The sequence below is a fragment of the Endozoicomonas numazuensis genome, assembly GCF_000722635.1.
Taxonomy (GTDB): Bacteria; Pseudomonadota; Gammaproteobacteria; order Pseudomonadales; family Endozoicomonadaceae; genus Endozoicomonas_A; species Endozoicomonas_A numazuensis.
This window is the reverse complement of record NZ_JOKH01000009.1, coordinates 89,422-112,947: the sequence shown is the minus strand read 5'-3', so window position 1 is coordinate 112,947 and position 23,526 is coordinate 89,422. Positions and strand designations below refer to the sequence as shown.

The window sequence follows — 23,526 nt, the reverse complement described above, 5'->3', positions numbered from 1 at the left end:
CTATCGGTGGATGAGACAGCCATATGATGGTCTAAAAACAGCTTTGAACCGTACGTTTCGGCTCATGCTCCCATGGATAGTCCGTGTATACGGAAGTGCCCGGGGGGTGAGTGCTGGTTATTTTTGATTTTATTGGCAGTTAATGTAGTCATGGGCTCAGCACATGACTACATTAACTGCCAGTCCGCCGGTGGCGGTTTCTTTATACTTGTCCTGCATGTCCAGGCCCGTCTGATGCATGGTCTCTATCACGCTGTCCAGTGATACCCTGTGCTGGCCTGTTCCCTGTAGAGCCAGTCTTGCCGCATTGATGGCTTTGACGGCTCCCATGGTATTTCGTTCTATGCACGGCACCTGAACCAGCCCTCCGACCGGATCGCAGGTCAGTCCGAGGTTATGCTCCATGCCAATTTCTGCGGCATTTTCAATTTGTTCGTTACTGCCACCCAGAACAGCACAGAGTGCACCTGCTGCCATTGAGCAGGCTACGCCTATTTCGCCCTGACAGCCGACTTCTGCGGCTGAAATGGAAGCATTTTTTTTATAAAGCATGCCAATCGCCGCTGCGGTGGCCAGAAAAGCCTGGATACCCTGATCCGAACTGCCAGGAATAAAACGATCGTAATAGGCCAGAACCGCTGGAATAACGCCTGCTGCACCGTTAGTCGGGGCTGTTACAACCCGGCCTCCAGCGGCGTTTTCTTCATTCACAGCCAGGGCAAAAAGGCTGACCCAGTCCATGCTTTCCAGATCATCTCGCTGCTCTTTCGGTTTATTAATCAGGCGTGTGTGCATGTCACAGGCCCGACGCTGTACATCAAGCCCGCCAGGCAATGTGCCGGTCTGCTGGCAGCCTCGTTGGATGCACTGATCCATAACCTGCCAGATAGCCATCAGGTCTCCGGGAATATCCTGGCTGTAATTGAGGTGCTTTTCGTTTTCCAGCACCAGTTCAGCAATGGAGAGACTGTTTTGATTCCCCTGATCCAGTAAATCCTGGGCATTTTCAAACGGGTAGGGAATAGGGGCAGACTGATGGCTGGTGGACTGACTGGAAGAGGCTTCCTGCTCGTTTAGCACAAAACCACCACCGACCGAGTAGTATTGGTTTTTATAGAGTGTCTGGCCCTGAGCATCCAGAGCAGTCAATGACATGCCGTTGGGATGGTTGGGCAGAGAGTTACCAAAATGAAAAAGAAGGTCGGATTCGCAATGAAAGGGGATGTTTCTGACCCCTCCCAGTTTTAGCCGCTGGTGGGATTTTATATGTCTTATATAGTCTGTGACTTTGTCAGGATCAACGCTGTCAGGCTGTTCTCCCATCAGTCCCAGCAGCACTGCAACATCGGTGGCATGCCCTTCTCCGGTCATAGCCAATGACCCATAAAGGTCGGCTTTCACCCGCTGAACCTGATCAAACTGTGTGTTCGTTTGGAGTTCATCCAGAAAGCGATTGGCGGCCACCATGGGGCCCACCGTGTGAGAAGACGAAGGTCCGATTCCAATTTTAAAGAGGTTGAAAATGCTCAGTCCCATGATATGGCTCCGTCTGTATTCTTATCTCATAAAAACCGCATATGCCTTAGGCTTTTATCGGTACTGCTGTCTTGAGATTCATCCCTGGGCGGACAGGAACCGATGTTTTTCCTGGATAAGCCTCCTGAATTAAAAGATTTGAGTAAAGTTCAACCTGCATTCAGGGTATTCGAAGAGTAACAAATCTGCAGGTTTCACATCAACCCATTTGTTTCCAATAGGAAACAAATGGGTTAGGGAAGGGCATTCTTATTCAGGCAGGTTCTTATCTGGAATTTGTTTGAGCCAGAACTTCTCCATTTTAATGCAATTGTCCATTTTTGATATGTTCTCCATCCATCTCCACCATCCATCTCCACTACAACATCTTCTATAACACCTTTCACAATAATGGGGTGAGATTGGGTTTGAATTTTGCCTGCGATCCGTCTTAAACAATGCCTTGATTGGCCACTCAGGGGTATCAGCGCTCTGGCACCCTGCCTGTCATTCTTTGTCAGAGTATCTAACAAAGAATGAACTATCTCCGTGTTAACTTCTCTATGAATTAAGAGTGTAAATAGTCTTTATAGCACTCAGTAATATATGCAGGTTCAATTAATCCTCTATGAAAAGGAGCTTAAACGATGATCAGTGGTATCTATTCTGGCGCTCCTGCTTTTCATGCAGAGTCGTCAGACTTTACTGGAAATAGCGATTGTTCAGACACAAGTAAGCCTTATAAGCGGGAAGCTACGTTGGTGTCTCATCGTAAGGTAGCGCCAATTAATAGAGTTACATCAAATCCGAAGACCGGCCTTGAGCGGCTGAAAAAATTTCCGACCACAGAACTACCAAGGTTGCTAGTGGATGGTTGCTTGTTGTCCCGGGAGAAAGGTGTAGAGGCTTATGAAAAACGTGAACCTGGTTGTTTGAAAAACCTGATGGCTGGCTGGACATTCATTGTCAACTCATTGAAATCACTGAAGGCAGGAGAACCTCCTGTTATCACGCATGAATTTTTATTGACATTGCACAGCATCGTTGCTGCTCATCTTGAACGAGCTAATGCGGGTCATTATATTTCTGAGCAAGGCGCGTTTTATCTGGTCCCTTTGTGTCATGAAAAACATAATGAGATTCAGCTTTTTGATCCTGCAGGTCTTAAAGAGGCTGAGGTGATCCACAAGGGGCAGTGTAACTGGTATGGCGAGCAGGATGCTATGAAAAAAGCCAAGTTTCAGTTGAGGCTCCATGGGGAGAAAGGAAATATCTATATTCCGATCACTGCTCAAGAAATAGAGGTACTCATCAAACATCAGGATAATCCAGTGGTGTTTCATAGCTGTTTTCGTGTACTGCTCATGAAGTACCCAGGACCTCTTAAAGCATTTTACGATGATTTGTTGGGCTCAAGCTCCAAAGGTGATAGTAAAAAAGTATTAGAAAGAAGAGAAAAGGCTTTGAATAAGGTCTCTGAATCTGTCAGAAAGAATGTTGCTGCCCATATAAAATCCCAAACATTATGTGGAGAGTTCATAAAGGATTGTATCTCAGATATTTTGCACCGCCTTAATTTGGCTATGAATAGTGATTTGGTAGAAGAGGACTTTTTCAGGGCGGTGTCTTGCAGTATTGCCAAGTTGGAACTTGTTCATCCTTTTGCCAGTGTCAATGGAAGGACCTTCACATTATTGCTTCAATATCTCCTGCTGGCTCATGGTTATCCTCCGGCTACTTTGGAAATGCCGGAATTATTCTCGTTTCATGAAAGAGAGGTGATGGTTAACGCTCTGAAAAAGGGGCTGGAAAGCAGTGAAAAACTGCTTTCGTCTTCATCACCGTCTAGTGAAGAGCTTCATAATTTTAAAGCGGTCACTGCAGACCCTTCTTATTTTGCGCTTTGTATGGCGATGACTGATATCGTTGGAAAGTTCGATTTTCTGGATGCTAAAGAAGAGGATATAGATTCCAGCTCTGTTACTACAGAAAGAGAGTTTAAACTGCATCACAATTCTGTATTAAGAAGAAAAAATGGTTCCGATCTTGCAGCAGCCTGCCGGCAATCTTTAATGGAGGGGGTCGATCAATCACAGCATGACATGTTGAACCAGATAAATCCGAACCTTAAACAGGGAAGACTCCAGAGTCTTATGGGTGTTGACCTTAAACAGGGAGCTTGCTTGAAAGGCATCAACTTCAGTAGTGGAGTGACGCTCAATATCAGTCAGGGACAGTTGCTGAAAGGCTATGACAGTTTTAAAAATGTTGAGTTTGAGCGCTGTGATTTTTCTCATCTTGGCTGGCAAACTATGAGTTTTGAGGGGAGTAAGCTAAAAGACTGTCTCTTTTCAGGTGCTTCATTAAGTTGGGAAGGCATCAAAAATGCCAGTTTTTCCTTTACCGACCCAGGAAGCAGGACTTTTGCAACTACGATTGAGCTGCTGGTTATAACAGCGCTGCCATCGTTAAAGGATTTTCCAGATGAAGTACAGCGGCGTAAGCAGCATTTGAAAAACTGTGAGCGAATTGGTGTATTGTCGCTGTCTTCTGATGAGTTAAAGAAAAGCCAGGAAATAGTAGAAAATTCTGAAAAGTCGGCGGCAGCGGGGGCAGAATTAATGAAAGGGAGAGTGTAGGTTTAGCGGTGTCTCTGGGCTAAGTGACGCTGGATTCAAGCAATGCTGGATTAATACAATAAGTGCAATCGACCGCCCGTATAGAACGAATTGAATGACTCGTGAGTCATTATCCCTGACAGGTTGGTCAGAGATAACAGTAATTAACTGATTCATAATAATTTCAGAGCCGGATGAAAATTCTTTGATAGGGATGTTAAGCAGGGTGCCTGTTTAATTAAAAGGGGAAATTCAGGAGGAGAATTTATGAAATTCCTGCTGCCAACTGTTTCCAGAAAGACCGTTTTAGAAACGCTTTTTATTGCTGCAATGGCTTCTGTAAGTAAAGCTCATGCATTCGGGCGCTCTGTAACGACTATGGGAAACAGGCTGGGTGATAAGCTGAGTCGATTATTGATTGGCGGTCTTCATAAAGCTTTTCCTGAAGCGGCCTCGAAACCTCCGGAGAAATCACTGGCTGCCAGGGCTATCCGTTTCTTGTCACCTGAGAACCTGACTTACGTAGGCGAGAAAATTGCCTATGCTCCCTCTCTTTCTGCTTCTATTGTGGGGGGGCTTTATGGCGCATCACTGGGTGTCTATGAGGCTTGTTGCGAATATGACTTTCTTACCCATGAAGATATGCAGAACCTCTCAAAGAAAGAACAGCAGAGTGGGACTGATTCCTGCAGGTCCCGATTTCATCCGGACAGAGTATATGCTCCGCCCAGTTATTAATACCCATCGCATAGCCTAACTACGCTATTGCGCTGGCAAGCTGAACACAATTCCAGTATTGGAATTCCTCGCTATAGCCAGCTATGTACCCAGCCCTATGGAATCGAATATTTCCGGCTTATTGGGCAGGTGTCCTGCAAGGCGTAACGGCGGGAGCATAGCCAGCTATGTGACTAGAGTTGCAACGCAGTCTGCATGAATGCAGGAGGTAGGGCAATGAAGGAGCAGTTGCCAAGGGTGCATGATCAATGAGTCAGAAAGTATGATTAGATACGGTTGGCGGGAATGACTACGTGTTTTGGTGTTTCAATCAGTTGGCCTGATAAGACGATAATGGCGGCTTGATATCAGAAAAGTTCTCCTGATATTCCTTGTCAGGCATTCGATGGTTTTTTACACCTTCACTGGCCGTAAATGCGACTCCTGACCGGTAGCTGAAACGAATGGCGGTGCTAAAAAAGTAGCAGTGACAGGGCAGGTGAGTAGAGCTTTTTTACGGATGATTCGATAAATAAGGATTAGGCTGGAAATAATGTCTTGTTTGACCAGGCCCCGTGCGGGCTGAGCCTGTCGAAGCCCAGAGTCATTACCCTTCGACAGGCTCAGGGTGAACGGAGTTTATGTTTTAATTGAGAATTCGACATCCTGAGAATGAGCTTTTTGGCGCTATAGGATTTTGTTCGGAATTGGGAAAGGATTGAAGAGGACAAATAATGAGGGTTTGGGGAGAAAAGGTGCAAACAGACGACTGAGCTGTTTACACCTTTAAAAGGACTGGCCAGTCGTTTATCTCTGGCCAGTTTTGCGCGAGTCAGTGTTTAGTCAGAAACTGTTTTTGTCTGCTCCGCTTCGGCTTGTCTGCTGAAGTATTCACGCACCAGTTTAAAGACAACCGGGCTGAGCAGTACCAGAGCAATCAGGTTTGGAAGAGCCATCATGGCGTTCAGGGTATCTGCTACCAGCCAGATGAAGTCCAGGCTCACAGTCGCACCGACCGGAACGGCAAGGATCCATAACAAGCGGTAAGCTTTCACTGCTCTTGGTCCCATCAGAAAAACGACACAGCGCTCGCCGTAGAAACTCCAGCCCAGAATAGTCGTGAAAGCAAAAATGGCCAGAGAAACCGCCACAATGTAATTACCTACACCGGGAAGGGCTTCCGCAAAGGCAGCAGAAGTCAGAGCTGCACCGGTCGCGCCTGACGTCCAGACCCCGGTAGTAATGATCACCAGACCTGTGATGGAGCAGACGATAATGGTATCCAGAAAAGTGCCCAGCATAGCAATCATACCCTGACGAACAGGGTCATTGGTTCTGGCCGCCGCATGAGCGATAGGTGCTGAGCCCAGGCCCGCCTCGTTAGAGAATACGCCACGAGCGACACCAAACCGGATAGCTGCCCAGACCGCTGCACCAGCAAAGCCACCGGCAGCTGCAGTAGGCGTAAAGGCGTGGGTGAATACCAGACTCAGGGCTTCAGGGATCTTGTCAGCATTGATGCCCAGAACGACCAGCCCGGCAAACAGATAAGCAATAGCCATCAGAGGAACCAGGGTGCTGGCTACCGCTCCAATACGACGGATGCCGCCAATAAGCACAGCGCCGACCAGAGTCATCAGAACCAGACCGGTCGCCAGGGGAGGCAAACCGAAGTTACTGTGCAGTACGTCAGCCACAGAGTTGGATTGAACTGTGTTACCAATACCAAAGCCAGCAATGGCACCGAAAATAGCGAATGCGGTCCCCAGCCATGCCCAGCGTGAGCCCAGACCATTCTTTATGTAGTACATAGGGCCACCATAATGGTTGCCATTTTCGTCTACTTCGCGGAATTTTACGGCCAGTACGGCTTCAGAGAATTTGGTTGCCATACCGACCATGGCAGTACACCACATCCAGAACAGGGCTCCAGGTCCGCCCATAAATACGGCTGTAGCTACGCCGGCAATGTTACCTGTGCCGATGGTGGCTGAAAGGGCTGTCATCAGCGCCTGGAAAGGAGAGATCTCACCTGAGTTTTGTTCATTGGGTTTTGTATTGCGGCCTTGCCAGAGTAGCTTGAAGCCCGTACCCAGTTTAAGGAGGGGCATTAACCGCAGACCCAGCATCAGGAAGAGCCCTACCCCCAGAATGAGGACCAGCATCGTGGGCCCCCACACGACGCCATTAATGGCACCGATAATTTCGGTTAATGTTTCCATTTTGAAACTTTACTCCACGCCAATTAGTTGTTTTTTTTAAGTCGCTTAAAGCTTTTTTTTATACGCCCCTTCATAGGGGGTATATACAGTCAGATGGTCAGCAGTCAGGATGGGTGGTTTCAGGGTTTCTTATCCTGACGGTACGGTTAACTTAATGAAATAAAAGCGTAAATACAACGCTGGATGTGCATCATTGGAAACTTCTGGCAAGAAAAACAGCAGCATTTTTTTATTGAAATAAGATTTTTCTCCCGTAAAAATGCCGCCTTCAAAGGTTTATAACAAATCTGTAGATTATTGATCAGTTGGACAGGTTTATTCTCCTGATGACTACACAACAGAGCAGAGCAATAATTGCAGAATGGAATGACGTCATGAGACTGGCTTTTTAGCGCGGTTCCAGGGCGCGAAAGAGAGGAGTCTGGCCATACCGCAGAACCCTGTCAGGCCCGCCAGAGTCAGACCACTTCCGACAATTATCTGTCCTGTTGTGAATAAAGGACTGATGGTCAAAGTGAGCAGGCTGAAAACAAGAATCAATAATCCGGCAATCAAGTGTACTTGTCTTGGCAGGCTTAAACCGGAACTTTGGCTGCCAAGGGTTTCCATGCCCTTTGCCTTCCAAGCGTCAAGGCCTCCTTCCAGCAGGTAAATCTGTTGACTCTCCAGTTTCTGAAGATCCTGTTGGAGTCTTTCAGTTCGTATACCGCTCTGGCAATAAATAAGCAGTGACTCCACAGGTAAACGAACAATGTTGTGTTGAGCCACTAAACAGCTACCAGGAATATGAGACTGCTGATGCTCTTGTTCACTGCGGATATCGAGGCAGAGAATGTCGTTTTTAAGGGTTTGTTTCAGCTCAGAGAACTGTTCTGGTGAAATCCAGTTTACAGACATGGGAAATTCTCTTATAAGAAAAATCTAAATTAGATATATCTAATATAATAAGGCTAAAAAAAGACTCTCTGCAGAGTCTTTGCATTCAGTTACTGGCAATACAGCTCATAAAGCACCGCAAGAATTTTTTTGACTTCGGGTTTTGCCAGTCGATAGTAAACGACTTGTGCCTCTTTTCGGGTGGCCACCAGTCCTTCTTCTCGCAAAACAGCCAGATGTTGCGACAGCGCAGACTGAGAAAGAGGCAGTTCCTGGTTAAGCTGGCCAACTGAAAGCTCGGCTTCCAACAGCATGCAGACCGTCATAAGACGGTTAGGATTTGCCAGTACTTTCAACAATCTTGCCGCTTCTTCAGCACTGGATTGCATCGTTTCAAAATCTTTCATGGTGGCTATATTAGAATTATCTAATGTAGTGGGTCAAGCCGAAATGACGGTAAGAGTCATCGCTTTCTTTTTCCGGGGAGCTTATATAGTATCGAGGCTATCAGGATGTCGAGATAACTATAAATGTCAGAGCAGGAAATGTCAGAGCAGGCACACTTTTTAAAGAAGGAAAAGCAATCGGTCGTTATCACCCGAAGTCACAGGGAAGCGGCCGTTGAGCCTTTGCAGTTGGGCCAGAGGGTTCGTGAAATCCGACTGAGCCAGAATCTGACACTGGAAGAAGCCAGCCAGAGAACCGGCCTGGCTCGATCTACTCTCTCAAAGATAGAGAACGAACAGATTTCTCCGACCTTTACCGCAGTGACCAAACTGGTCAATGGTTTGGGTATTGATATTCCCCAGTTATTTACCCAGCCCGAGGAAAAAAAAGCCGCCAGCGGACGTCGGGATATTACTCGCAAGGGACAGGGGCGACTTCATCCTACCACCACCTATGAGCATGAATTACTGGCAGCAGAGTTATCGGGTAAGAAAATGGTGCCTTACAGGACCACTGTTTTTGCCCGTTCTTTTGAGGATTATCAGGATTGGGTAAGGCATGAGGGAGAGGAGTTTTTGTTGGTACTCAGTGGTCAGGTCATGCTTTATACCGAATTCTACCAGCCGGTGGCGCTGGAGGAGGGAGACAGCGCTTACTATGATGCCGAGATGGGGCATGCTCTGGTTTCACTTAGTGAAGAGGACGCCGTCATTCTCTGGATTACAGCCTGATTGACCTTTTTTCGGCTGAACTTCCCATTAACCGGTTTGAAATACTTCCATTCCTTCGCGACTCAGGTGCTGGATGAAAAGGACGCTGTTGATCCGGCACTCCCACCTGAAAAGGTGGAGCTTTAACCGGTAAGGAAACATCGAACTCGTGTTCTGTACGGATGACGATCTACCTCTCTCGGTGATACACTCTGCGCCCTTGAACGAACCCTGGAAATGCCAGACAGGTATTTCCAGCTTCTGCGGGAGAGAGCAGGTTGTTGTCCAAATCCTACAAGCGGTCCCTGGTGATCGGCTTAATCTTACTGGCTGCAGGCTTTTATGCATTGAGCATGCGCCCGACCCTGAAACATATTCAGGGCGAAACCATGGGCACCACTTACAGTATTACCTACGCTTCTCCCCCTTTTTCCCATTCTGTCGACGATGTAAAACAGCAGGTTGATGCGTTACTGGAAGCAGTTAACGACAGTATGTCGACCTATCGTAATGATTCCGAACTGATGCAGTTTAACCGGTCTGAAATCGGAAAACCCTTCAAAGCCTCTGATGAGCTGGTGGACCTGGTTGAAAGAAGTCTGGTGATTTCTCGTTTATCCGATGGCGCTTACGATGTAACCGTTGGCCCGCTGGTTAATCTTTGGGGCTTTGGTCCTTCTGATGCAGACAAGCAGCCTGCCGACCACACGGCAGAACCTTCTGAAGCCAGCGACAAGAAAGCCCCTGAATTTATTGAGTGGATGATGAAAAATCATCCTGCTGAACTCCCTTCGGATAAAGAGATCGCTGAAGCTCGTGCCAAAGTGGGCTATCAGGCGATTATTGCAGATACCAGAAACGATCAGCTGACTCGCACCAAAGACGTATTTGTCGATCTCAGTTCCATTGCCAAGGGTTTTGGCGTCGACAAAGTAGCATTTTTGCTGGAGTCAGAAGGCATCAAGAGCTACCTGGTTGAAATCGGTGGCGAAGTTAAAGTAGGTGACCCAAAGCCGGATGGCTCTGCCTGGAAACTGGGTATTCGCGGTCCAGCCATGACAGGCAGCCAGCCTGCACTGATCGTCGCACTGCAGAACAAGGCTATGGCCACGTCGGGTGATTACTTGAATTACTTTGAAGTGGATGGCCAGAAATACTCCCATACGATTAATCCCAAAACCGGGCATCCAGAAATTGGACGTCTGGCGGAAGTGGCAGTGATTCATGATAATGTGGCAGAAGCCGATGCATTGGCCACTCTGTTTATGGTGCTGGGTGACAAAGAAGGTCTGAAGCTGGCTAACAGAGAAGGAATCGCAGCCCATTTCACCTATCATACAGATAAGGGGTTCGGAACCGTTAACAGTGACGCTTTCAAACCTTATCTGCCAAAAGAACATTGAGTGACGGTGAGGGCCATGAAGGGCCTCACCTTTGAAAACGACAACGTACTTATTACTATGAAAATGCAGTCTTCTCAGGCTTTCAGCAATTTCATATTTCGCTACAGGCATTTAGTCAGGAGGGCAATATCATGACATTGATGCTGATTACATTTGGAACCTTTCTGGGACTGATTGCCTTGATGGCCATTGGCGTCATTGTTGCCAATAAGCCCATCAAGGGTTCCTGCGGAGGCTTGAGCACTCTGGGTCTCAAAGACGGGTGTATGATCTGTGGAGGAGGGGATAAAAACGATCCTTTCTCCGAAGCTCAGCACAAGAACATGGATCATCTGTTTTACGATGCAACAGCGGACAAGGCTGTTAACAAAGCTTGATATCGGCTTCAGCCCCGGCTTGCAGAGCTTCTCGCCACGCCTTGATTCTCTAAAGGGCAGGTGCCTGACTTATAATAACATCCGGCAAAACCGGAGTTTCTGAGTACAGAAGACCGATCGTCTCTGTACTGAACGTTAAGAAGATTAAGAAAGATAAGGAAGCGTTGCAGTATCATGGATCTCTGCGTACGCAGTTCATGACCTGTTTGCAATGCTCCCTGGACCGCTTTGAGGGGTTAAAGGATGGGCGTAAGTCAATACGACCTGGTTGTGCTGGGTTCCGGTCCAGCTGGCGAAGGGGCAGCAATGAATGCTGTCAAGCTGGGCAAAAAAGTAGCAGTGGTTGAGCAAAATGCTTTTGTAGGGGGAAACTGTACCCATCTGGGGACTATACCTTCCAAGGCTCTGCGACACTCAGTCAAGCAAATCATGGACTTCAATACCAATCCCATGTTCCGTGAGATTGGTGAGCCTCGCTGGTTCAGTTTTCCCAAGGTTTTGAAAACCGCTGAGCGTGTTATTCAGAAACAAGTGCAGTCTCGCACCATGTATTATGCCCGTAACCGGATTGATCTCTATTTTGGCCATGCTTCTTTTCTTGATGAGCACACTGTTGAGGTTCAACAGGAAAATGGCCATGTTGAAAAGCTCCATGGGGATAATGTCCTGATAGCCACTGGCTCTCGTCCTTATCAACCTGCTGATGTTAATTTCCGTCATCCCCGGGTTTACGACAGTGATTCCATTCTTCAGCTGACCACGACTCCACGCAGGATGATCATTTATGGAGCAGGGGTTATAGGTTCGGAGTATGCCTCTATTTTCTCTGGTCTGGGTGTGCTGGTGGATCTGGTCGATACCCGTGATCGACTGCTCTCTTTTCTGGATAAAGAAATTTCCGATGCACTGGGTTACCAGTTGCGAAAAATGAACGTTATTCTTCGACATAATGAAGAATATCAGAAAGTTGAAATGCTGGATGATGGTGTAGTCATGCATCTGAAATCGGGCAAGAAGTTGAAAGCTGATATTCTCCTGTGGGCGAATGGTCGTACCGGTAATACCCAGGATATGGGCATGGAGCTGATTGGTCTGAAACCCAACAGCCGTGGTCAGTTATCTGTTAATGAAAACTATCAGACTGAGATCGACCATATTTATGCGGCGGGTGATGTCATTGGCTGGCCGAGTCTGGCCAGTGCGGCCTACGATCAGGGCCGGTCCGCATCAGGTAACATGGAAAATACCGGTCAGTGGCGTTTTGTAAACGAAGTGCCCACTGGGATTTATACCATTCCGGAAATCAGTTCGCTGGGTAAAACCGAAGAAGAACTCACGGCTGCAGCGGTTCCCTATGAAGTGGGTAAGGCATTTTTCTCCAGGCTGGCTCGAGCCCAGATTACCGGCGAAACGGTAGGCATGCTGAAAATCCTGTTCCATCGCGACACGGGAGAAGTGCTGGGGATTCACTGTTTTGGTGACCAGGCCTCTGAGATTGTGCATATCGGACAGGCGGTTATGTCCCAGAAGGGGGAAGCCAATAATATCCGCTATTTCCTGAATACCACCTTTAACTATCCTACGATGGCAGAAGCTTACCGTGTGGCTGCTCTGGATGGTTTGAACCGTCTGTTTTAAAGGAATTGAAAAGACATGCTTGGTATTAAATCCACAGATAGCGCTCTCAGCACAGTCTGTGGATTTATGTTAGGTATTTTTCTTGTCTGAATGCCAAAATTGATGCTCGCTGTCTAGAAAGATAACATAGAAAGTGCTCTCTGAGATAAAGCCAGCAATTCTTGGTTTTCCTCCAATGCCTTCAATTGCAGCCCAAGGAACATTTTGATCAACATGTTTTGGGTGAAAAAAAGATGTTTTGTTGTCTGGAGGAAAGTCTCCATAGATCTTAATTTGCTGTTGTTGAACTGCCTCTTCTCGCGTTAATTTTGAGAGGTCAATGACTCTTGAAAACAGGGCTTTAAGTAGCTTTTTTTCCTCCCAAAGCTCTATTGATTCACATTTTCTAGATGGTTGAGTTTGATCTAAATATTTAAAGCTAAAGGTCAATAGTTCTCGTATCTGAACTATCTTTCTCTCATCTCTTGTGTTTTCTCTTCTAGAGCGTTGAGATTTTCTACCTCTATCCCTGACCATTAAGAATTTCTCCAAGATCACTAAGGGATGAAAATAGAGGAATAGCACCATACTTTCCAGCTAAATAATCTTTACTATAACTACTATCTTTTCTTGTGTAGTGTTCTTTGTATTCAACTAGAGAGTATATCTCGCTTTCGTGGTTATCGTTCTTTTCTACGAACCAAATCTGATCTCTCCTGAATAAATCTTTATCTAGAAGATTTGTATCATGACATGTCAATATTAATTGACTATTGCCACTATTGCTCCTGTTATAGAGCTTTATGAAATACTTGCATAGAAGAGTATGGAATTTGTTGTCAAACTCATCAATGATCAAAATTTCTTCTTTTTTTATTGCTTCGTAAAGAGGCCCGAGAAGGTGTATTAATTTTTTTGTTCCTTCTGATTCAAGAGATAAGGGGAAGGTAAAAAGACGTCCTGTTTTACTGTCTTTTTTTATGATTTCAATTCTTTTTTCTTTGATTTTGTTTTTTCCCAAGAAACCTTGGGTAGCATTCAGTGCATTGTTTAGGTCAGTATCTTTTAGTTTGTTTTTTCCGTTTGGAAAAGCAGTTTTGTTCTCAACTTCACTTACTTCTATGCCATTAATTTGAAGTGAGTCTAGGACTTTCAGTGCCCAGTCCTTGAATCTTAAGTCTTCTTCGAATAACTCTGTTGTAAATAGTTTAAATTGAGAGTTAGTTAAGCCGGAAATAACATTTAATTTACTAAACCACTCTGTAACAGTGACTGATTTTTCACCATCAAATTGAGATAAAACTGAAATAAAGGGAATAAATGGTTTTGTTTTTTCTATATTCCATAACTCGCCTTCTCTTTTTACAAAAAATTTTGCTTCAGGAAAAGACCTTTGATTAAAAGAAACTGTTTGCTTCTCTCTGTGAAACAATAAGGTTTCTCTTACATTCTTTGTCCAGTACAGCCACTCTTCTACGATTTCTCCTTCCTTGATAGAAATGCCGTAGCGGTACATGTTTTCATTTGATAGAAAAGTGACTTCAAATTCTGTTGGCTGATCGAATGCATTCTCTTTGAGAAGAAAAGGCACTGCGGAATCAATGGTTTTTTCGCTTATGGACTCAAGGGAACCAAGAATTATTGATTTAAAAGAAGCTAATGCATTCGCTAAGTTAGATTTTCCCGATGCATTTGCTCCAAATAGAGCAGCACTTTTAAGTACACTTTTAATGCCAAATGCATCTACACTCTTGATGTTTTCAAGATTGTAACCCTCTTTAGTAGAGGTGGATGCAATCATGCTTAACTCTTGTTTGGAGTTGAATGAAGCAAAGTTTTGTACATAAAAATCTATAAGCATTTTTACTTTCAGTATAAAATAGTATATTTGATATGGTATCAGTTAATTGGTTAATCCGCAAAAAACAGTCATATTTTTATGTTAAATGCTGTATTTGGGCGACATTAAGTTCTTGCGCTTTTGGTAAGCAGCTCTACTAGGAGGCTGACCGAGAATAGACAGCCCGGCCTAAAATCCAGAAAGAACGGCCATCTTTTCCACTGAATTTGCTTAAATAGGTCAACTATTCGCACAAATTCAGTGAAAAAGCTGACTCGTTCTACTGAATTTTATGCTCGGACGCTATTCTCGGTCAGCCTCCTAGCCATAAACAGTTAGTCCTGCTGTCCATTCTGTTCTGAATATTTCTCACCTTCTATTGTCCAAATACCTGTGGAGGAATACATAGGATAGGGGCAATGAATCTGGCAATTCGTTTTCCGAAGGCAGGTAATCACGTTCAGCCTGCTCCGACCGAAAAAGTTTCAGCATCAAAATCGCCTTCTAAAGCAACACCTGCAGATTTAAAGAGGAAAAGCCTTCCAGAATCAGCAGTCAAAGCTCCAACCCCAGGCGTATCTGTTGCTGGGAGAAAGACAGTTGTCCTGAAGCAACCTGCTGAACTCAAGCCTGTTGCTGGTTGGGATGCTCGTTGTCGAGCCTTTTCTGTTGATAAAGCCTTATCACTTCTCTTCAAACTGGAACCGGATAAACCCATTGATAAAGGGCATTTTGGTTCTGTGAGCTTGTATCAAGACCCTTCGAAAAATCCGTTTGCTGTGAAACTGATAATGAACCAGAGACAAGCATTGTCCAAAAGCTCAGGTGAGGCTTTGGGGTTGGGGCTTGATCACCCCAACCTTATGAAGGTGCATGCGGTTGTCATTCAGGATATGAAAACAGGATATTATGGGGCTGTCAGAAATATTGATCAGGTGCCTGATTCAGACATTGGCTGTGTTCGTCTTGTGGCCGTTATTTCAGAGTATCTGGAAGGCGGTAACCTTTATGATGTCCTGTCAAAAGTTAAACCTGTTCCTGGTTTTGAGATGGGGCCCGTCTGTGCCATCCGAGTCAGTTTGGAGATCGTCGAAGCGTTGATGTATCTGCACAAAATGGATAGGGTTCACCGCGATTTGAAGCCACAAAATATTATGCTGGATTCATCGGGGCAGACCATAAAGCTGGTTGATTTTGGGGGTTTGAAGAAACTCACTGAGCAACAGGGCTTGTCAGGGTATTACGGAACGTACCTTTATATGCCACCTGAACTGTTATTGGAAAAACAGAAAAAAGACCATCCTGCTTCAGGGAAGCCTATTGATCTCTGGGGGTTGGGGGTACTGATAATGACCTTGAGTACGGGAGTGAATCCTTGTGATTACACGCGTGATGGTCAAAGAAGTGAGTCAACCGATCGGTCTGTTCTCGCAGAACGGTTGGTTGAATTCAGTAGAATGGATGTTATCGAAAAAGAAGATTTTCTGGATAGATCCATGGGGCGTGGGCTGCTTGCCGTGAAAAGTTTGATCATAGGTTTGACCTGCTATGAGCCAGAACAACGGATGTCACTGATAGAGGCTCGGCAACAACTGCGGCAGTTGCAGCAGTCATATTGAAATCCCGCATCGTGGTAATAGTGAACGCCGGATCTCATGAGGGTGCCAAGCTGAAAAGCCTGGCAGAGTGTTTACTGGCCAGACTGTTTTTTCAGGAGTTGTTTGATTTCTACCAGCTCCTGCTGGATATCTTCCAGAGTAGGTTGCCCGGCATTTTCTAAAGCTTCCTCTTCCCTTCGCTCTTTCTGGCGCTCTTCTTCAAGAACATTCACCACGATACCAATAATCATGTTCAGGAAGGCAAAAGTGGTGAAGAAAATAAAACTCAGATAGTAAGCCCAACTTAAAGGGTAGACGGCCATGGTCTCATACATGACATCGGTCCAGTCCTCGAAGGTCATCACTCTGAACAGAGTGAGCATGCTGATGGAAATATTGCCCCACAGTTCAGGGTTAATGTTCAGGAAAAAAGTACTGCCAACGGCTGCATAGATATAAAAGATAATGAACATCAGCAGCATCACATAGCCCAGTTGTGGCAGAGCTTTTAGCAATGAGTTCAGCAATAATCTAAGTTCAGGGATGATAGAAATCATCCTGAGAACACGGAAGATTCTGATCAGTCGGCCTACCAGAGCCATTTCAGTATCGCTGACTGGAATCAGGCTGATGATAACAATCAGTGTGTCAAAGAGGTTCCAGCCAGACTTGAAGAAGTTTTTCTTGTTCTCTTCACCAAAGAAGCGGACAAAGATCTCTATCAGGAAGAACAGGGTGATGCCTACATCCAGAACATTGATAGTGCTTTGAAGGTAGGGGGGCAGGTTGTAGGTTTTTGCTCCTATTACCAGGGCAGAAAAGATAATAATACTGACGACAAAGAGTTCAAAAATCTTATTGGAACGTATGGCGTTAAAGCGAGCCTGTAAATCGCTGTTTTTCATGATTCGACTGTGGTCATAAATAGGGCGGATTGTCAGCCTTCAGAGCGAATGGAGTCATGCTCTGGGCTATGTTCTGGTTTTAAGGCAAAGCATTCTACCGTGAAAATTGTTCTACCCCCAAGGGGTGAATGACTTGTTCGCACCTTCCTTTGCCCATGAGTGTCAGGGGATTGGAAAAAGAGCTCCATCGTCTTATGCTGCATTTGGACTATCAGGCGATGAAGGGTGAGTGTTATCCTCCGTGTACTGATCTTGACCAGTTGGGTAATATCCCTTTATTAGAACTGGTTTTGATGACGGTATGATGACGGTCGCTCTGATGCAGTAACAGCGCCATTGTTTCTGACTGTCTGCCAAAGAAGCTGTTAGACAAGTAATAGATCACTTGAAAATCCAGAAGTTGGACCGGATTTTCCTTCGACCTCTACTTTTCAACCAGCCTCTAATAAGAAGAACAAAGTAGCAGAATAATCATGAAGTCAACAATACTTAAACCTCTATGCCTCTCTCTGGCAATGGTCAGCTCTTCAGCGGTACTGGCTGTAGACTCTGAACCCACTGCTCCTCGTAACGTGATCCTGATTGTCGGTGATGGCATGGATGATCATCAGATCACTATTGCCCGAAATTATCTGGCGGGCTCCCGAGGGAAAATCAATCTTGATGAAATGGCGCTCAGAAGCAGCGTTCAAGTGCTCACAGTGGATGATAAAGATCCCTCCAGGCCACTCTATGTAGCTGATTCGGCAAACAGTGCTACATCTATGGCTACGGGCGAAATAACCAGTCGTGGTCGTATTGGAACGTCTGCGAAATACGACCAGGATCTGGTCTCCATCGTTGATCTTGCCAAACAGGCGGGTTTGAAAGCGGGTATTGTGACAACAGCCAATATTACTGACGCTACGCCTTCATCGTTTGTGGCTAAGATCAGTCAGCGTGAATGTGAAAACCCGGAGATGATGGTGGACGCCCTGATCTACAAGCGTAAGCCAGTCGACTGTTCTCAGGATGTGAAAGCCAAAGGGGGCCCGGGCTCAATCTCAGAGCAGTTGGCAGCCTCTAATGTCGATGTGTTACTGGGTGGTGGCATGCAGCACTTCTCAAAACAGGCAGAAGGCAGTTCAAAGACCGTATTGGAACAGGCTAAGGAAAGCGGGTTTTATATTGCTGACAATGCTTCTGATATGAAAAGTGCACCTGCCGACAAGAAGCTTCTTGGCTTGTTTGCTGAAGGGAATCTGCCTGAAAGAATGGCGTATGAAGGTGAACGTGAAGCTGAACAGCCTGACCCCAGTATGCTGAATTACCTTCACAAATATCTGGGCTCTGTTGAAATGCCAGATACCGTTAAGTGTGAGTCCAATGCTGCTTTTGGTGATACACCTGAACTGAGAGAGATGACCTCTGTTGCGCTGAACCGGCTTTCTGAAAAGAATGACAAAGGCTTTTTCCTGATGGTGGAGTCTGCCTCCATTGATAAAGCTTCTCACCAGAGAAGAGCCTGCGGCCAGATCGGTGAGTTGCAGCAGCTGACAGAGGCTCTGGATGTGGCGCTTGAGTTTGCTGAGAAACACGAAAATACTCTGGTGCTCGTTACTGCAGATCATGGGCAGGCGGCTCAGTTGATGCCCGATACCAGCCTGTTTAAAGCCTTTGACCTGCCCGCTTATTCGCCAGGCTATGTGGCAAGAGTGGAAACGCCAGAAGGCGTTATCATGGCAGTCAACTACGCCACTAATGGTTTGTTTGCGGAAGAGCACACCGGGGTCAATGTTCCCCTGTTTGCCAATAAAGAGGGGGTAGGAAAAGTGCCAACCATGCTGACCCAGCCAGAAATATTTAATGTCATGGTCAGTTATTTGAATCTGAAGTAAAAAAAACAGGGAAGATCCAGCCTCTCATAGATACTGTGAGAGGCTTTTCTAAACCCGTTCGGGCTGAGCCTGTCGAAGCCCAATATCAACACCCTTCCCTAGGAGGCTGACCGAGAATAGACAGTCCGGCCTAAAATCCAGAAAGAACGGCCATCTTTTCCACTGGATTTGCTTAAATAGGTCAACTATTCGCACAAATTCAGTGAAAAAGCTGACTCGTTCTACTGAATTTTATGCTCGGACGCTATGATAAGCCTTAAATCAACCTTGATGATGCCTGATGTCACCACCAAAATTCAAAGATAGCCCTGTTGAGTTCGATCAGCACCTACTGTTTCCAACCAATATTTTCGATCTGCTTTCCAAAGATCATGACTGTTTTGTCTACGAAGGCATCTTTCAGAGCATTGATACATCTGAAGTCGAAAAAAAATACCACCACCTTGGCCAGCACGCTTATCCCCCGAAGCTCATTGTCGCCATCCTGATCTACGCCTATAGCCATGGCGTTTTCAGCTCCCGTGAGATTGAACGTCGCTGTCGGCAAGATCTGGCGTTTATGTACATCTCGCAAATGAATTGCCCGAACTTCAGAGTCCTGGGTGACTTTCGTAAAGATAACCTGTCCTTCTTCCATGACTGCTTCAAACAATCCGTCAAGCTGGCAATGGAGCTGGAACTGGCATCGCTCGGGCATATCAGTCTGGACGGTTCAAAGTTCAAAGCCAACAGCTCAAAGCACAAGGCCATGAGTTACGGGCGACTCAAGCTCAAAGAAGCAGAACTCAGTGCAGAAATTGATGACCTGATCGAGAAAGCCAGTCAATGCGACCAGGAGGAAAATGACACCTACAAAGAAGCCAGTGGTTACAGCATCCCTGAAGACCTCCAGTTCAAAGAAGAGCGGTTAAAGAAAATCAGGGTAGCCAAAAAAGCCCTCGAAGAACGAGAGAAAGCCCTGAACCCGGACGAACCAATAGACGACAAAAAGCAGATTAGTTTTGCAGATCATGATGCCCGGATGATGACCAAGAAAGGTTACTGTGATTACAGCTACAACGCTCAGATTAATGTTGATGCCGATCACCAGATCATTGTTGGCCAGCATATCAGTCAGCACGCCAACGATGTGCAGGAAGTTGAACCTGCGCTTCAGGCGCTGACAGAAGCCATTGATGATGCAGTTGTAGGTATGTGGAGCATGGATAATGGTTACTTTTCAGGGCCAAACCTGCATGCTGTGGATGAGCACGGAATAGACAGTTATATCGCTACCGACAGAGAAGAAAAGCCGGCTACGGATGACCTTGAAGACAGCGATCGAAAATTTGTCAAAGCAGATTTTACATACGAGATAGAATCAGATGTGTTTATCTGTCCGGCGGGCGAACAGATGGTTACCGACCCTGCCAGTAAAGCCAAGAGAAAGAGTTACAGAGCAAATAAGGATGTATGCAAGAAGTGCCCTTATCGCTTCAGATGTAGCGGTTCGAAGAAAAGTGCGGGGCGTGTCATTCGTACAGACAAATTTGAAGTTGCACGTCAGGCCATGACTAAAAAAATGGAGACAACCGAGGCGAAAAGCATCTATGAGCGTCGCAAGGTGATAGCAGAGCCGCCGTTTGGTCAGATAAAGAACTCTGGATTCAGGGGCTTCAACCTGCGAGGGAAGGAGAAAGTTGAGGCCGAGTTCTCATTGGTATGCACAGCTCATAATTTCAAAAAATTTGTGAAGGCGGTCTCAACGGGATCAGTCCGCCTTGAAGATTTGGAAAAGGTTAAAAAAGCGGCATAAAGGCCAGGAAAAGGTGTAAATCTGCCAAAATGGGAAAAATCCTGCATAAAGGCGGTTATTTTTTGCCCATGTTTGAATTATAAAAGCTCATTGCCGCTCTCGTTGACCTATTCTCGGTCAGCCTCCTAGTTAGGGCTGAACGAATAATCGATATCACCCGATAGAGCGTGATTGCCCTTAATATTAGTCTCAGCAGGTTTGGTTTCAGCTATTAATTGGCCATTGCGGTAAGAGTGAGTCACCACTGATTGACGACGAATGGCATCAAAAACGCTTTCTGCATCCAGAAGAATCAGGTTAGCAGGTTTGCCTGCTTCAATGCCGTATTGATCCTGGATATTCAGACATGTAGCACTGTTTGTGGTGATCAGGTCAATGCCCTGGTTGATCTGATTCAGACCTGTCATCTGGCACCCTACTAATCCTGTAAACAAAACTTGCAGCATATTGCAGCCTTGCATCGGGAACCATTGGTCGACAATGTCATCCTGACCGAAGCAAGCATTAACACCGGCTTCAAGTAATTCTGGAATACGGGTAATACCACGGCGCTTCGGATAGGTATCCATTCGGCCCTGAAGGTTCAGGTTGGTAACCGGGTTGGCAATAAAATGGATGCCTGAACGTTTCAAAAGACGCATCAGTTTTACAACATAGGCATTGTTGTAGGAATGCATGGCAGTGGTATGACTGGCTGTCACTCGCTGGCCCATATTACGTTCCAGAGCCAGGCAGGCAACAGTCTCGACGAATCTTGATTGCTCGTCGTCTATCTCGTCGCAATGAATATCGATCAGGCTGTCGTACTTTTCGGCCAGATCAAAGATGGTGTTGAGTGAGTCCAGGGCATACTCGCGGGTGTATTCGAAATGGGGTATTCCCCCCACTGCGTCGCAACCCAGCTTCATAGCCTCTTCCAGCAGTTCAGCTCCTTTTGGAAAAGAAGGGACGCCTTCCTGAGGGAAAGCAACTAACTGGATATCAATCAGGTCTTTAACTTCTTCTTTAAGTTCAAGCAAAGCGTGGACGGCTGTCAGGCTGGGGTCCGTAGTATCGACATGGCTGCGAACATGCTGAACCCCCTGACCGATATACCAGGACAGAGCCTTACTGGCACGTTGCTTAACGTCATCATGGCTCAGGGTTTTCTTGCGCTCTGACCAGTTCTGAATGCCTTCAAACAGTGTGCCTGTGCGATTCCAGACCGGTTCGCCTGCGGTCAGGCAGGTATCCAGATGCACATGTGGATCTATAAACGGAGGAAGTGCCAGCTTACCCCCGGCATCACAGGTTTCAATGTCAGGCTGGCGTTGTGTACCTGCGGCCGTGATGCTCTGGATCATACCCTGATCAAAAAGGATGTCGAAAAGACCTTCCTGCTGATGCAGGCGAACATTCTCAAGACGCATGGTTCACCTCTGTCTGTTTTTGCTGAAAGAGCCCGGTTTTTTCAAAGAAGACATGGCAGATGGATGCCGCAAGAATGCCGTTCAGTGGGGCAATGCCTGGCAGGTAAGAAGCCGCCAGAACACCCAGCAGCCAGGAAATCATGGCCGAAGTGTTTACTCCAATGAAAGTATTTTGTTTGTATTCCCGGTATTGGCCTCTTCTGACAAAGAGGTAGTCGGCCAGCAGTATGGCACCAATCGGTGGCAATGCCGTGTTGAGCAGACTCAGCCAGCCAACAAAGTTGTTGTTCAGCCAGATGGCAAACAGAGTGCCCAGTGTACCGTTAATCACGACCATTAAATTCTTGCTCATCCCCGTGATGCTGGCAAAGCCGAGTCCTGAGACATAGAGCGCATTGTCGTTAGTGGTCCAGATATTCAGACCCAGACAAATGACGGCGGGAAGAATCAGACCCTGAATAAACATCACTTCAGAGATATCGGCCTGACCATAAACCATTGAGCCAATCGCGCCGAAGGTAAACATCAGTGTGTTACCCAGGAAGAAGGCAATGAGTGTTGCAGAGACAGCCACTTTTGGCGATTTAGCGAACCGGGTGAAGTCAGCCGTTAGTGTGCCGCCACTGATGAATGAGCCTACACAGATACTGATGGCCGCTGCATAGCCCATGGACTCTTTGGGTTCGATGCCAAACAGTGCAGACAGTCCACCCACTTCAGTCACTGCATCGGAGATAGAGAAACCACCCAGAACCAGAATGGCCGGTACGGCAACAAAACTCAGAATAGTCAGTGCTTTGAAACCAAAAAAGGCAGTCAGTGTCATCAGGATACCGGAAGCCAGAACCAGAGTGTTGACGTCTATACCAGTCGCTTTGTTGACAGGAAGGGCAAACATGGCGACACCGACACCAAACCAGCCAACCTGGGTAAAAGACAGTACCAGTGAAGTCAGTTTTGCGCCGTAACGGCCAAAGGCATATTGAGTCAGAAGGTGCGTTGAAAGGCCAGATTTACTGCCAATGTAGGCCAGTCCGGCAGTGTAAAGCCCCAGCAACAGGTTGCCTATCATCACGGCAGTCAAAAACTGTGAGAAGTTGAGGCCCTGGCCAAGCGCTCCACCCGACCACATACTGGCCGAGAAAAAAGTAAAACCCACCATAACGACAAGAATGGGCCAAAAGCCTTTTCTTGACGATTCCGGTACCGGTGAGTGAGCGAAGTCCTGAGAAAGTTCCGACATTGAGCCTCCATAAAAAAGGAACACATCTGCTTAGCTACAAAGCTACAAAGCTATCAAGTCGGGCGTGCACTCTGCCAGAACATTCTTTCAAATTCATCGAAAGACAGAGGATTTAAGTGTATCTCCTTAAAGGTAAGGTAAAGAAATAAGGGCATATATTGGTTGATTGTCTTTTGATCTCTCTGATGTTTTTTTGAACAGTTGGTTTGAAGAGAGTTTAGCACTCATCAGGTTCAGGATTCCCAGTCGTTTCACTGGTCCAAAAAGGGGGTATGCTACTTCTGAAAAACCATACCATGCTATCTGTCGTATAAAGCCTTGAGCCTGCTGCGCATTCAATAATCATTTAATAATAGG

Annotated in this window: 19 protein-coding genes; 10 read left to right on the top strand and 9 right to left on the bottom strand. The window is 46.2% G+C overall.

What is annotated here, in order from left to right; translation table 11 throughout:
- Positions 1 to 156: 156 nt before the first annotated feature.
- The gene (locus tag GZ78_RS24650) at positions 157 to 1,536 is read right to left on the bottom strand and encodes an L-serine ammonia-lyase (RefSeq protein ID WP_034842338.1); all 1,380 of its coding nucleotides are present in this window, start codon (positions 1,534 to 1,536) and stop codon (positions 157 to 159) included.
- Between the two features lie 626 nt (positions 1,537 to 2,162).
- Between GZ78_RS24650 and GZ78_RS24645 the strand changes: the two genes are divergently transcribed.
- Both GZ78_RS24645 and GZ78_RS24640 read left to right on the top strand, forming a co-directional pair.
- Entirely contained in the window at positions 2,163 to 4,154 is a 1,992-nt protein-coding gene (locus GZ78_RS24645) for a hypothetical protein (protein ID WP_034842336.1), read from the top strand.
- A gap of 246 nt (positions 4,155 to 4,400) precedes the next feature.
- Positions 4,401 to 4,871, top strand: a complete 471-nt coding sequence (locus tag GZ78_RS24640) for a hypothetical protein (RefSeq protein WP_034842335.1) — start codon at positions 4,401 to 4,403, stop codon at positions 4,869 to 4,871.
- Positions 4,872 to 5,689: 818 nt separating this feature from the next.
- Here GZ78_RS24640 and GZ78_RS24635 read toward each other — a convergent pair.
- The 3 genes from GZ78_RS24635 to GZ78_RS24625 all read right to left on the bottom strand — a co-directional run bounded on the left by GZ78_RS24635 (position 5,690) and on the right by GZ78_RS24625 (position 8,355).
- The gene (locus GZ78_RS24635; RefSeq protein ID WP_034842333.1) at positions 5,690 to 7,072 is read right to left on the bottom strand and encodes an alanine/glycine:cation symporter family protein; all 1,383 of its coding nucleotides are present in this window, start codon (positions 7,070 to 7,072) and stop codon (positions 5,690 to 5,692) included.
- A gap of 372 nt (positions 7,073 to 7,444) precedes the next feature.
- On the bottom strand, positions 7,445 to 7,969 hold the full coding sequence (locus GZ78_RS24630) for a rhodanese-like domain-containing protein (RefSeq protein WP_034842331.1): 525 nt from the start codon (positions 7,967 to 7,969) through the stop codon (positions 7,445 to 7,447).
- Positions 7,970 to 8,058: 89 nt separating this feature from the next.
- The gene (locus GZ78_RS24625; protein WP_034842328.1) at positions 8,059 to 8,355 is read right to left on the bottom strand and encodes an ArsR/SmtB family transcription factor; all 297 of its coding nucleotides are present in this window, start codon (positions 8,353 to 8,355) and stop codon (positions 8,059 to 8,061) included.
- 123 nt (positions 8,356 to 8,478) lie between these two features.
- On the opposite strand from GZ78_RS24625, the gene GZ78_RS24620 reads away from it, so the two are divergent.
- From GZ78_RS24620 to sthA, 4 genes are all read left to right on the top strand, one after another.
- Entirely contained in the window at positions 8,479 to 9,126 is a 648-nt protein-coding gene (locus GZ78_RS24620; RefSeq protein ID WP_236631686.1) for a helix-turn-helix domain-containing protein, read from the top strand.
- Positions 9,127 to 9,413: 287 nt separating this feature from the next.
- The gene (locus tag GZ78_RS24615; RefSeq protein ID WP_236631685.1) at positions 9,414 to 10,508 is read left to right on the top strand and encodes an FAD:protein FMN transferase; all 1,095 of its coding nucleotides are present in this window, start codon (positions 9,414 to 9,416) and stop codon (positions 10,506 to 10,508) included.
- A 131-nt stretch (positions 10,509 to 10,639) separates the two neighbouring features.
- Positions 10,640 to 10,885, top strand: a complete 246-nt coding sequence (gene nqrM, locus GZ78_RS24610; protein WP_034842324.1) for a (Na+)-NQR maturation NqrM — start codon at positions 10,640 to 10,642, stop codon at positions 10,883 to 10,885.
- Positions 10,886 to 11,128: 243 nt separating this feature from the next.
- Entirely contained in the window at positions 11,129 to 12,523 is a 1,395-nt protein-coding gene (gene sthA, locus GZ78_RS24605) for a Si-specific NAD(P)(+) transhydrogenase (protein WP_034842322.1), read from the top strand.
- A 69-nt stretch (positions 12,524 to 12,592) separates the two neighbouring features.
- Here sthA and GZ78_RS24600 read toward each other — a convergent pair whose 3' ends face one another.
- Both GZ78_RS24600 and GZ78_RS24595 read right to left on the bottom strand, forming a co-directional pair.
- Complete coding sequence (locus GZ78_RS24600; protein ID WP_034842319.1) at positions 12,593 to 13,039, bottom strand: hypothetical protein; 447 nt, start codon at positions 13,037 to 13,039, stop codon at positions 12,593 to 12,595.
- Positions 13,026 to 14,303 carry an AAA family ATPase gene (locus GZ78_RS24595; protein WP_161787486.1) on the bottom strand — a complete coding sequence of 426 codons (1,278 nt, stop codon included), beginning with the start codon at positions 14,301 to 14,303 and terminating at the stop codon, positions 13,026 to 13,028. Before GZ78_RS24595 ends, GZ78_RS24600 begins: the two co-directional genes overlap by 14 nt.
- Before the next feature lie 458 nt (positions 14,304 to 14,761).
- Here GZ78_RS24595 and GZ78_RS24590 point away from each other — a divergent pair, with 458 nt between their 5' ends.
- On the top strand, positions 14,762 to 15,961 hold the full coding sequence (locus tag GZ78_RS24590; protein WP_034842315.1) for a protein kinase domain-containing protein: 1,200 nt from the start codon (positions 14,762 to 14,764) through the stop codon (positions 15,959 to 15,961).
- Positions 15,962 to 16,032: 71 nt separating this feature from the next.
- Here the strand turns inward: GZ78_RS24590 and GZ78_RS24585 are convergent, their stop codons facing one another.
- Positions 16,033 to 16,845 carry an ion transporter gene (locus GZ78_RS24585; protein ID WP_034842313.1) on the bottom strand — a complete coding sequence of 271 codons (813 nt, stop codon included), beginning with the start codon at positions 16,843 to 16,845 and terminating at the stop codon, positions 16,033 to 16,035.
- 128 nt (positions 16,846 to 16,973) lie between these two features.
- Here GZ78_RS24585 and GZ78_RS30515 point away from each other — a divergent pair, with 128 nt between their 5' ends.
- The 3 genes from GZ78_RS30515 (at position 16,974) to GZ78_RS24575 (ending at position 20,517) form a co-directional block, all read left to right on the top strand.
- Positions 16,974 to 17,150 (top strand): hypothetical protein, encoded by a 177-nt coding sequence (locus GZ78_RS30515; RefSeq protein WP_236631684.1) that lies wholly within the window; start codon positions 16,974 to 16,976, stop codon positions 17,148 to 17,150.
- A gap of 168 nt (positions 17,151 to 17,318) precedes the next feature.
- A complete protein-coding gene (locus GZ78_RS24580; protein WP_034842311.1) occupies positions 17,319 to 18,722 on the top strand; it encodes an alkaline phosphatase in 1,404 nt (467 codons plus the stop codon).
- A gap of 280 nt (positions 18,723 to 19,002) precedes the next feature.
- On the top strand, positions 19,003 to 20,517 hold the full coding sequence (locus GZ78_RS24575; RefSeq protein WP_034832952.1) for an IS1182 family transposase: 1,515 nt from the start codon (positions 19,003 to 19,005) through the stop codon (positions 20,515 to 20,517).
- A 125-nt stretch (positions 20,518 to 20,642) separates the two neighbouring features.
- On the opposite strand, the gene codA is transcribed toward GZ78_RS24575, so the two are convergent.
- Positions 20,643 to 21,926, bottom strand: coding sequence for a cytosine deaminase (codA, locus tag GZ78_RS24570; protein ID WP_034842309.1), 1,284 nt, complete (start codon positions 21,924 to 21,926; stop codon positions 20,643 to 20,645).
- Positions 21,916 to 23,169: a cytosine permease gene (gene codB, locus GZ78_RS24565; RefSeq protein ID WP_034842307.1), complete on the bottom strand. Its 1,254-nt coding sequence runs from the start codon at positions 23,167 to 23,169 to the stop codon at positions 21,916 to 21,918. The genes codA and codB overlap by 11 nt, the downstream gene beginning before the upstream one ends.
- Positions 23,170 to 23,526: the final 357 nt, after the last annotated feature.

Excerpts from the sequence above, each read along its gene's own strand:
- GZ78_RS24650 (WP_034842338.1), bottom strand. The coding sequence starts at position 1,536 with ATGGGACTGAGCATTTTCAACCTCTTTAAAATTGGAATCGGACCTTCG.
- GZ78_RS24645 (WP_034842336.1), top strand. The coding sequence starts at position 2,163 with ATGATCAGTGGTATCTATTCTGGCGCTCCTGCTTTTCATGCAGAGTCG.
- GZ78_RS24640 (WP_034842335.1), top strand. The coding sequence starts at position 4,401 with ATGAAATTCCTGCTGCCAACTGTTTCCAGAAAGACCGTTTTAGAAACG.
- GZ78_RS24635 (WP_034842333.1), bottom strand. The coding sequence starts at position 7,072 with ATGGAAACATTAACCGAAATTATCGGTGCCATTAATGGCGTCGTGTGG.
- GZ78_RS24630 (WP_034842331.1), bottom strand. The coding sequence starts at position 7,969 with ATGTCTGTAAACTGGATTTCACCAGAACAGTTCTCTGAGCTGAAACAA.
- GZ78_RS24625 (WP_034842328.1), bottom strand. The coding sequence starts at position 8,355 with ATGAAAGATTTTGAAACGATGCAATCCAGTGCTGAAGAAGCGGCAAGA.
- GZ78_RS24620 (WP_236631686.1), top strand. The coding sequence starts at position 8,479 with ATGTCAGAGCAGGAAATGTCAGAGCAGGCACACTTTTTAAAGAAGGAA.
- nqrM (WP_034842324.1), top strand. The coding sequence starts at position 10,640 with ATGACATTGATGCTGATTACATTTGGAACCTTTCTGGGACTGATTGCC.
- sthA (WP_034842322.1), top strand. The coding sequence starts at position 11,129 with ATGGGCGTAAGTCAATACGACCTGGTTGTGCTGGGTTCCGGTCCAGCT.
- GZ78_RS24600 (WP_034842319.1), bottom strand. The coding sequence starts at position 13,039 with ATGGTCAGGGATAGAGGTAGAAAATCTCAACGCTCTAGAAGAGAAAAC.
- GZ78_RS24595 (WP_161787486.1), bottom strand. The coding sequence starts at position 14,303 with ATGATTGCATCCACCTCTACTAAAGAGGGTTACAATCTTGAAAACATC.
- GZ78_RS24590 (WP_034842315.1), top strand. The coding sequence starts at position 14,762 with ATGAATCTGGCAATTCGTTTTCCGAAGGCAGGTAATCACGTTCAGCCT.
- GZ78_RS24585 (WP_034842313.1), bottom strand. The coding sequence starts at position 16,845 with ATGAAAAACAGCGATTTACAGGCTCGCTTTAACGCCATACGTTCCAAT.
- GZ78_RS30515 (WP_236631684.1), top strand. The coding sequence starts at position 16,974 with ATGACTTGTTCGCACCTTCCTTTGCCCATGAGTGTCAGGGGATTGGAA.
- GZ78_RS24580 (WP_034842311.1), top strand. The coding sequence starts at position 17,319 with ATGAAGTCAACAATACTTAAACCTCTATGCCTCTCTCTGGCAATGGTC.
- GZ78_RS24575 (WP_034832952.1), top strand. The coding sequence starts at position 19,003 with ATGTCACCACCAAAATTCAAAGATAGCCCTGTTGAGTTCGATCAGCAC.
- codA (WP_034842309.1), bottom strand. The coding sequence starts at position 21,926 with ATGCGTCTTGAGAATGTTCGCCTGCATCAGCAGGAAGGTCTTTTCGAC.
- codB (WP_034842307.1), bottom strand. The coding sequence starts at position 23,169 with ATGTCGGAACTTTCTCAGGACTTCGCTCACTCACCGGTACCGGAATCG.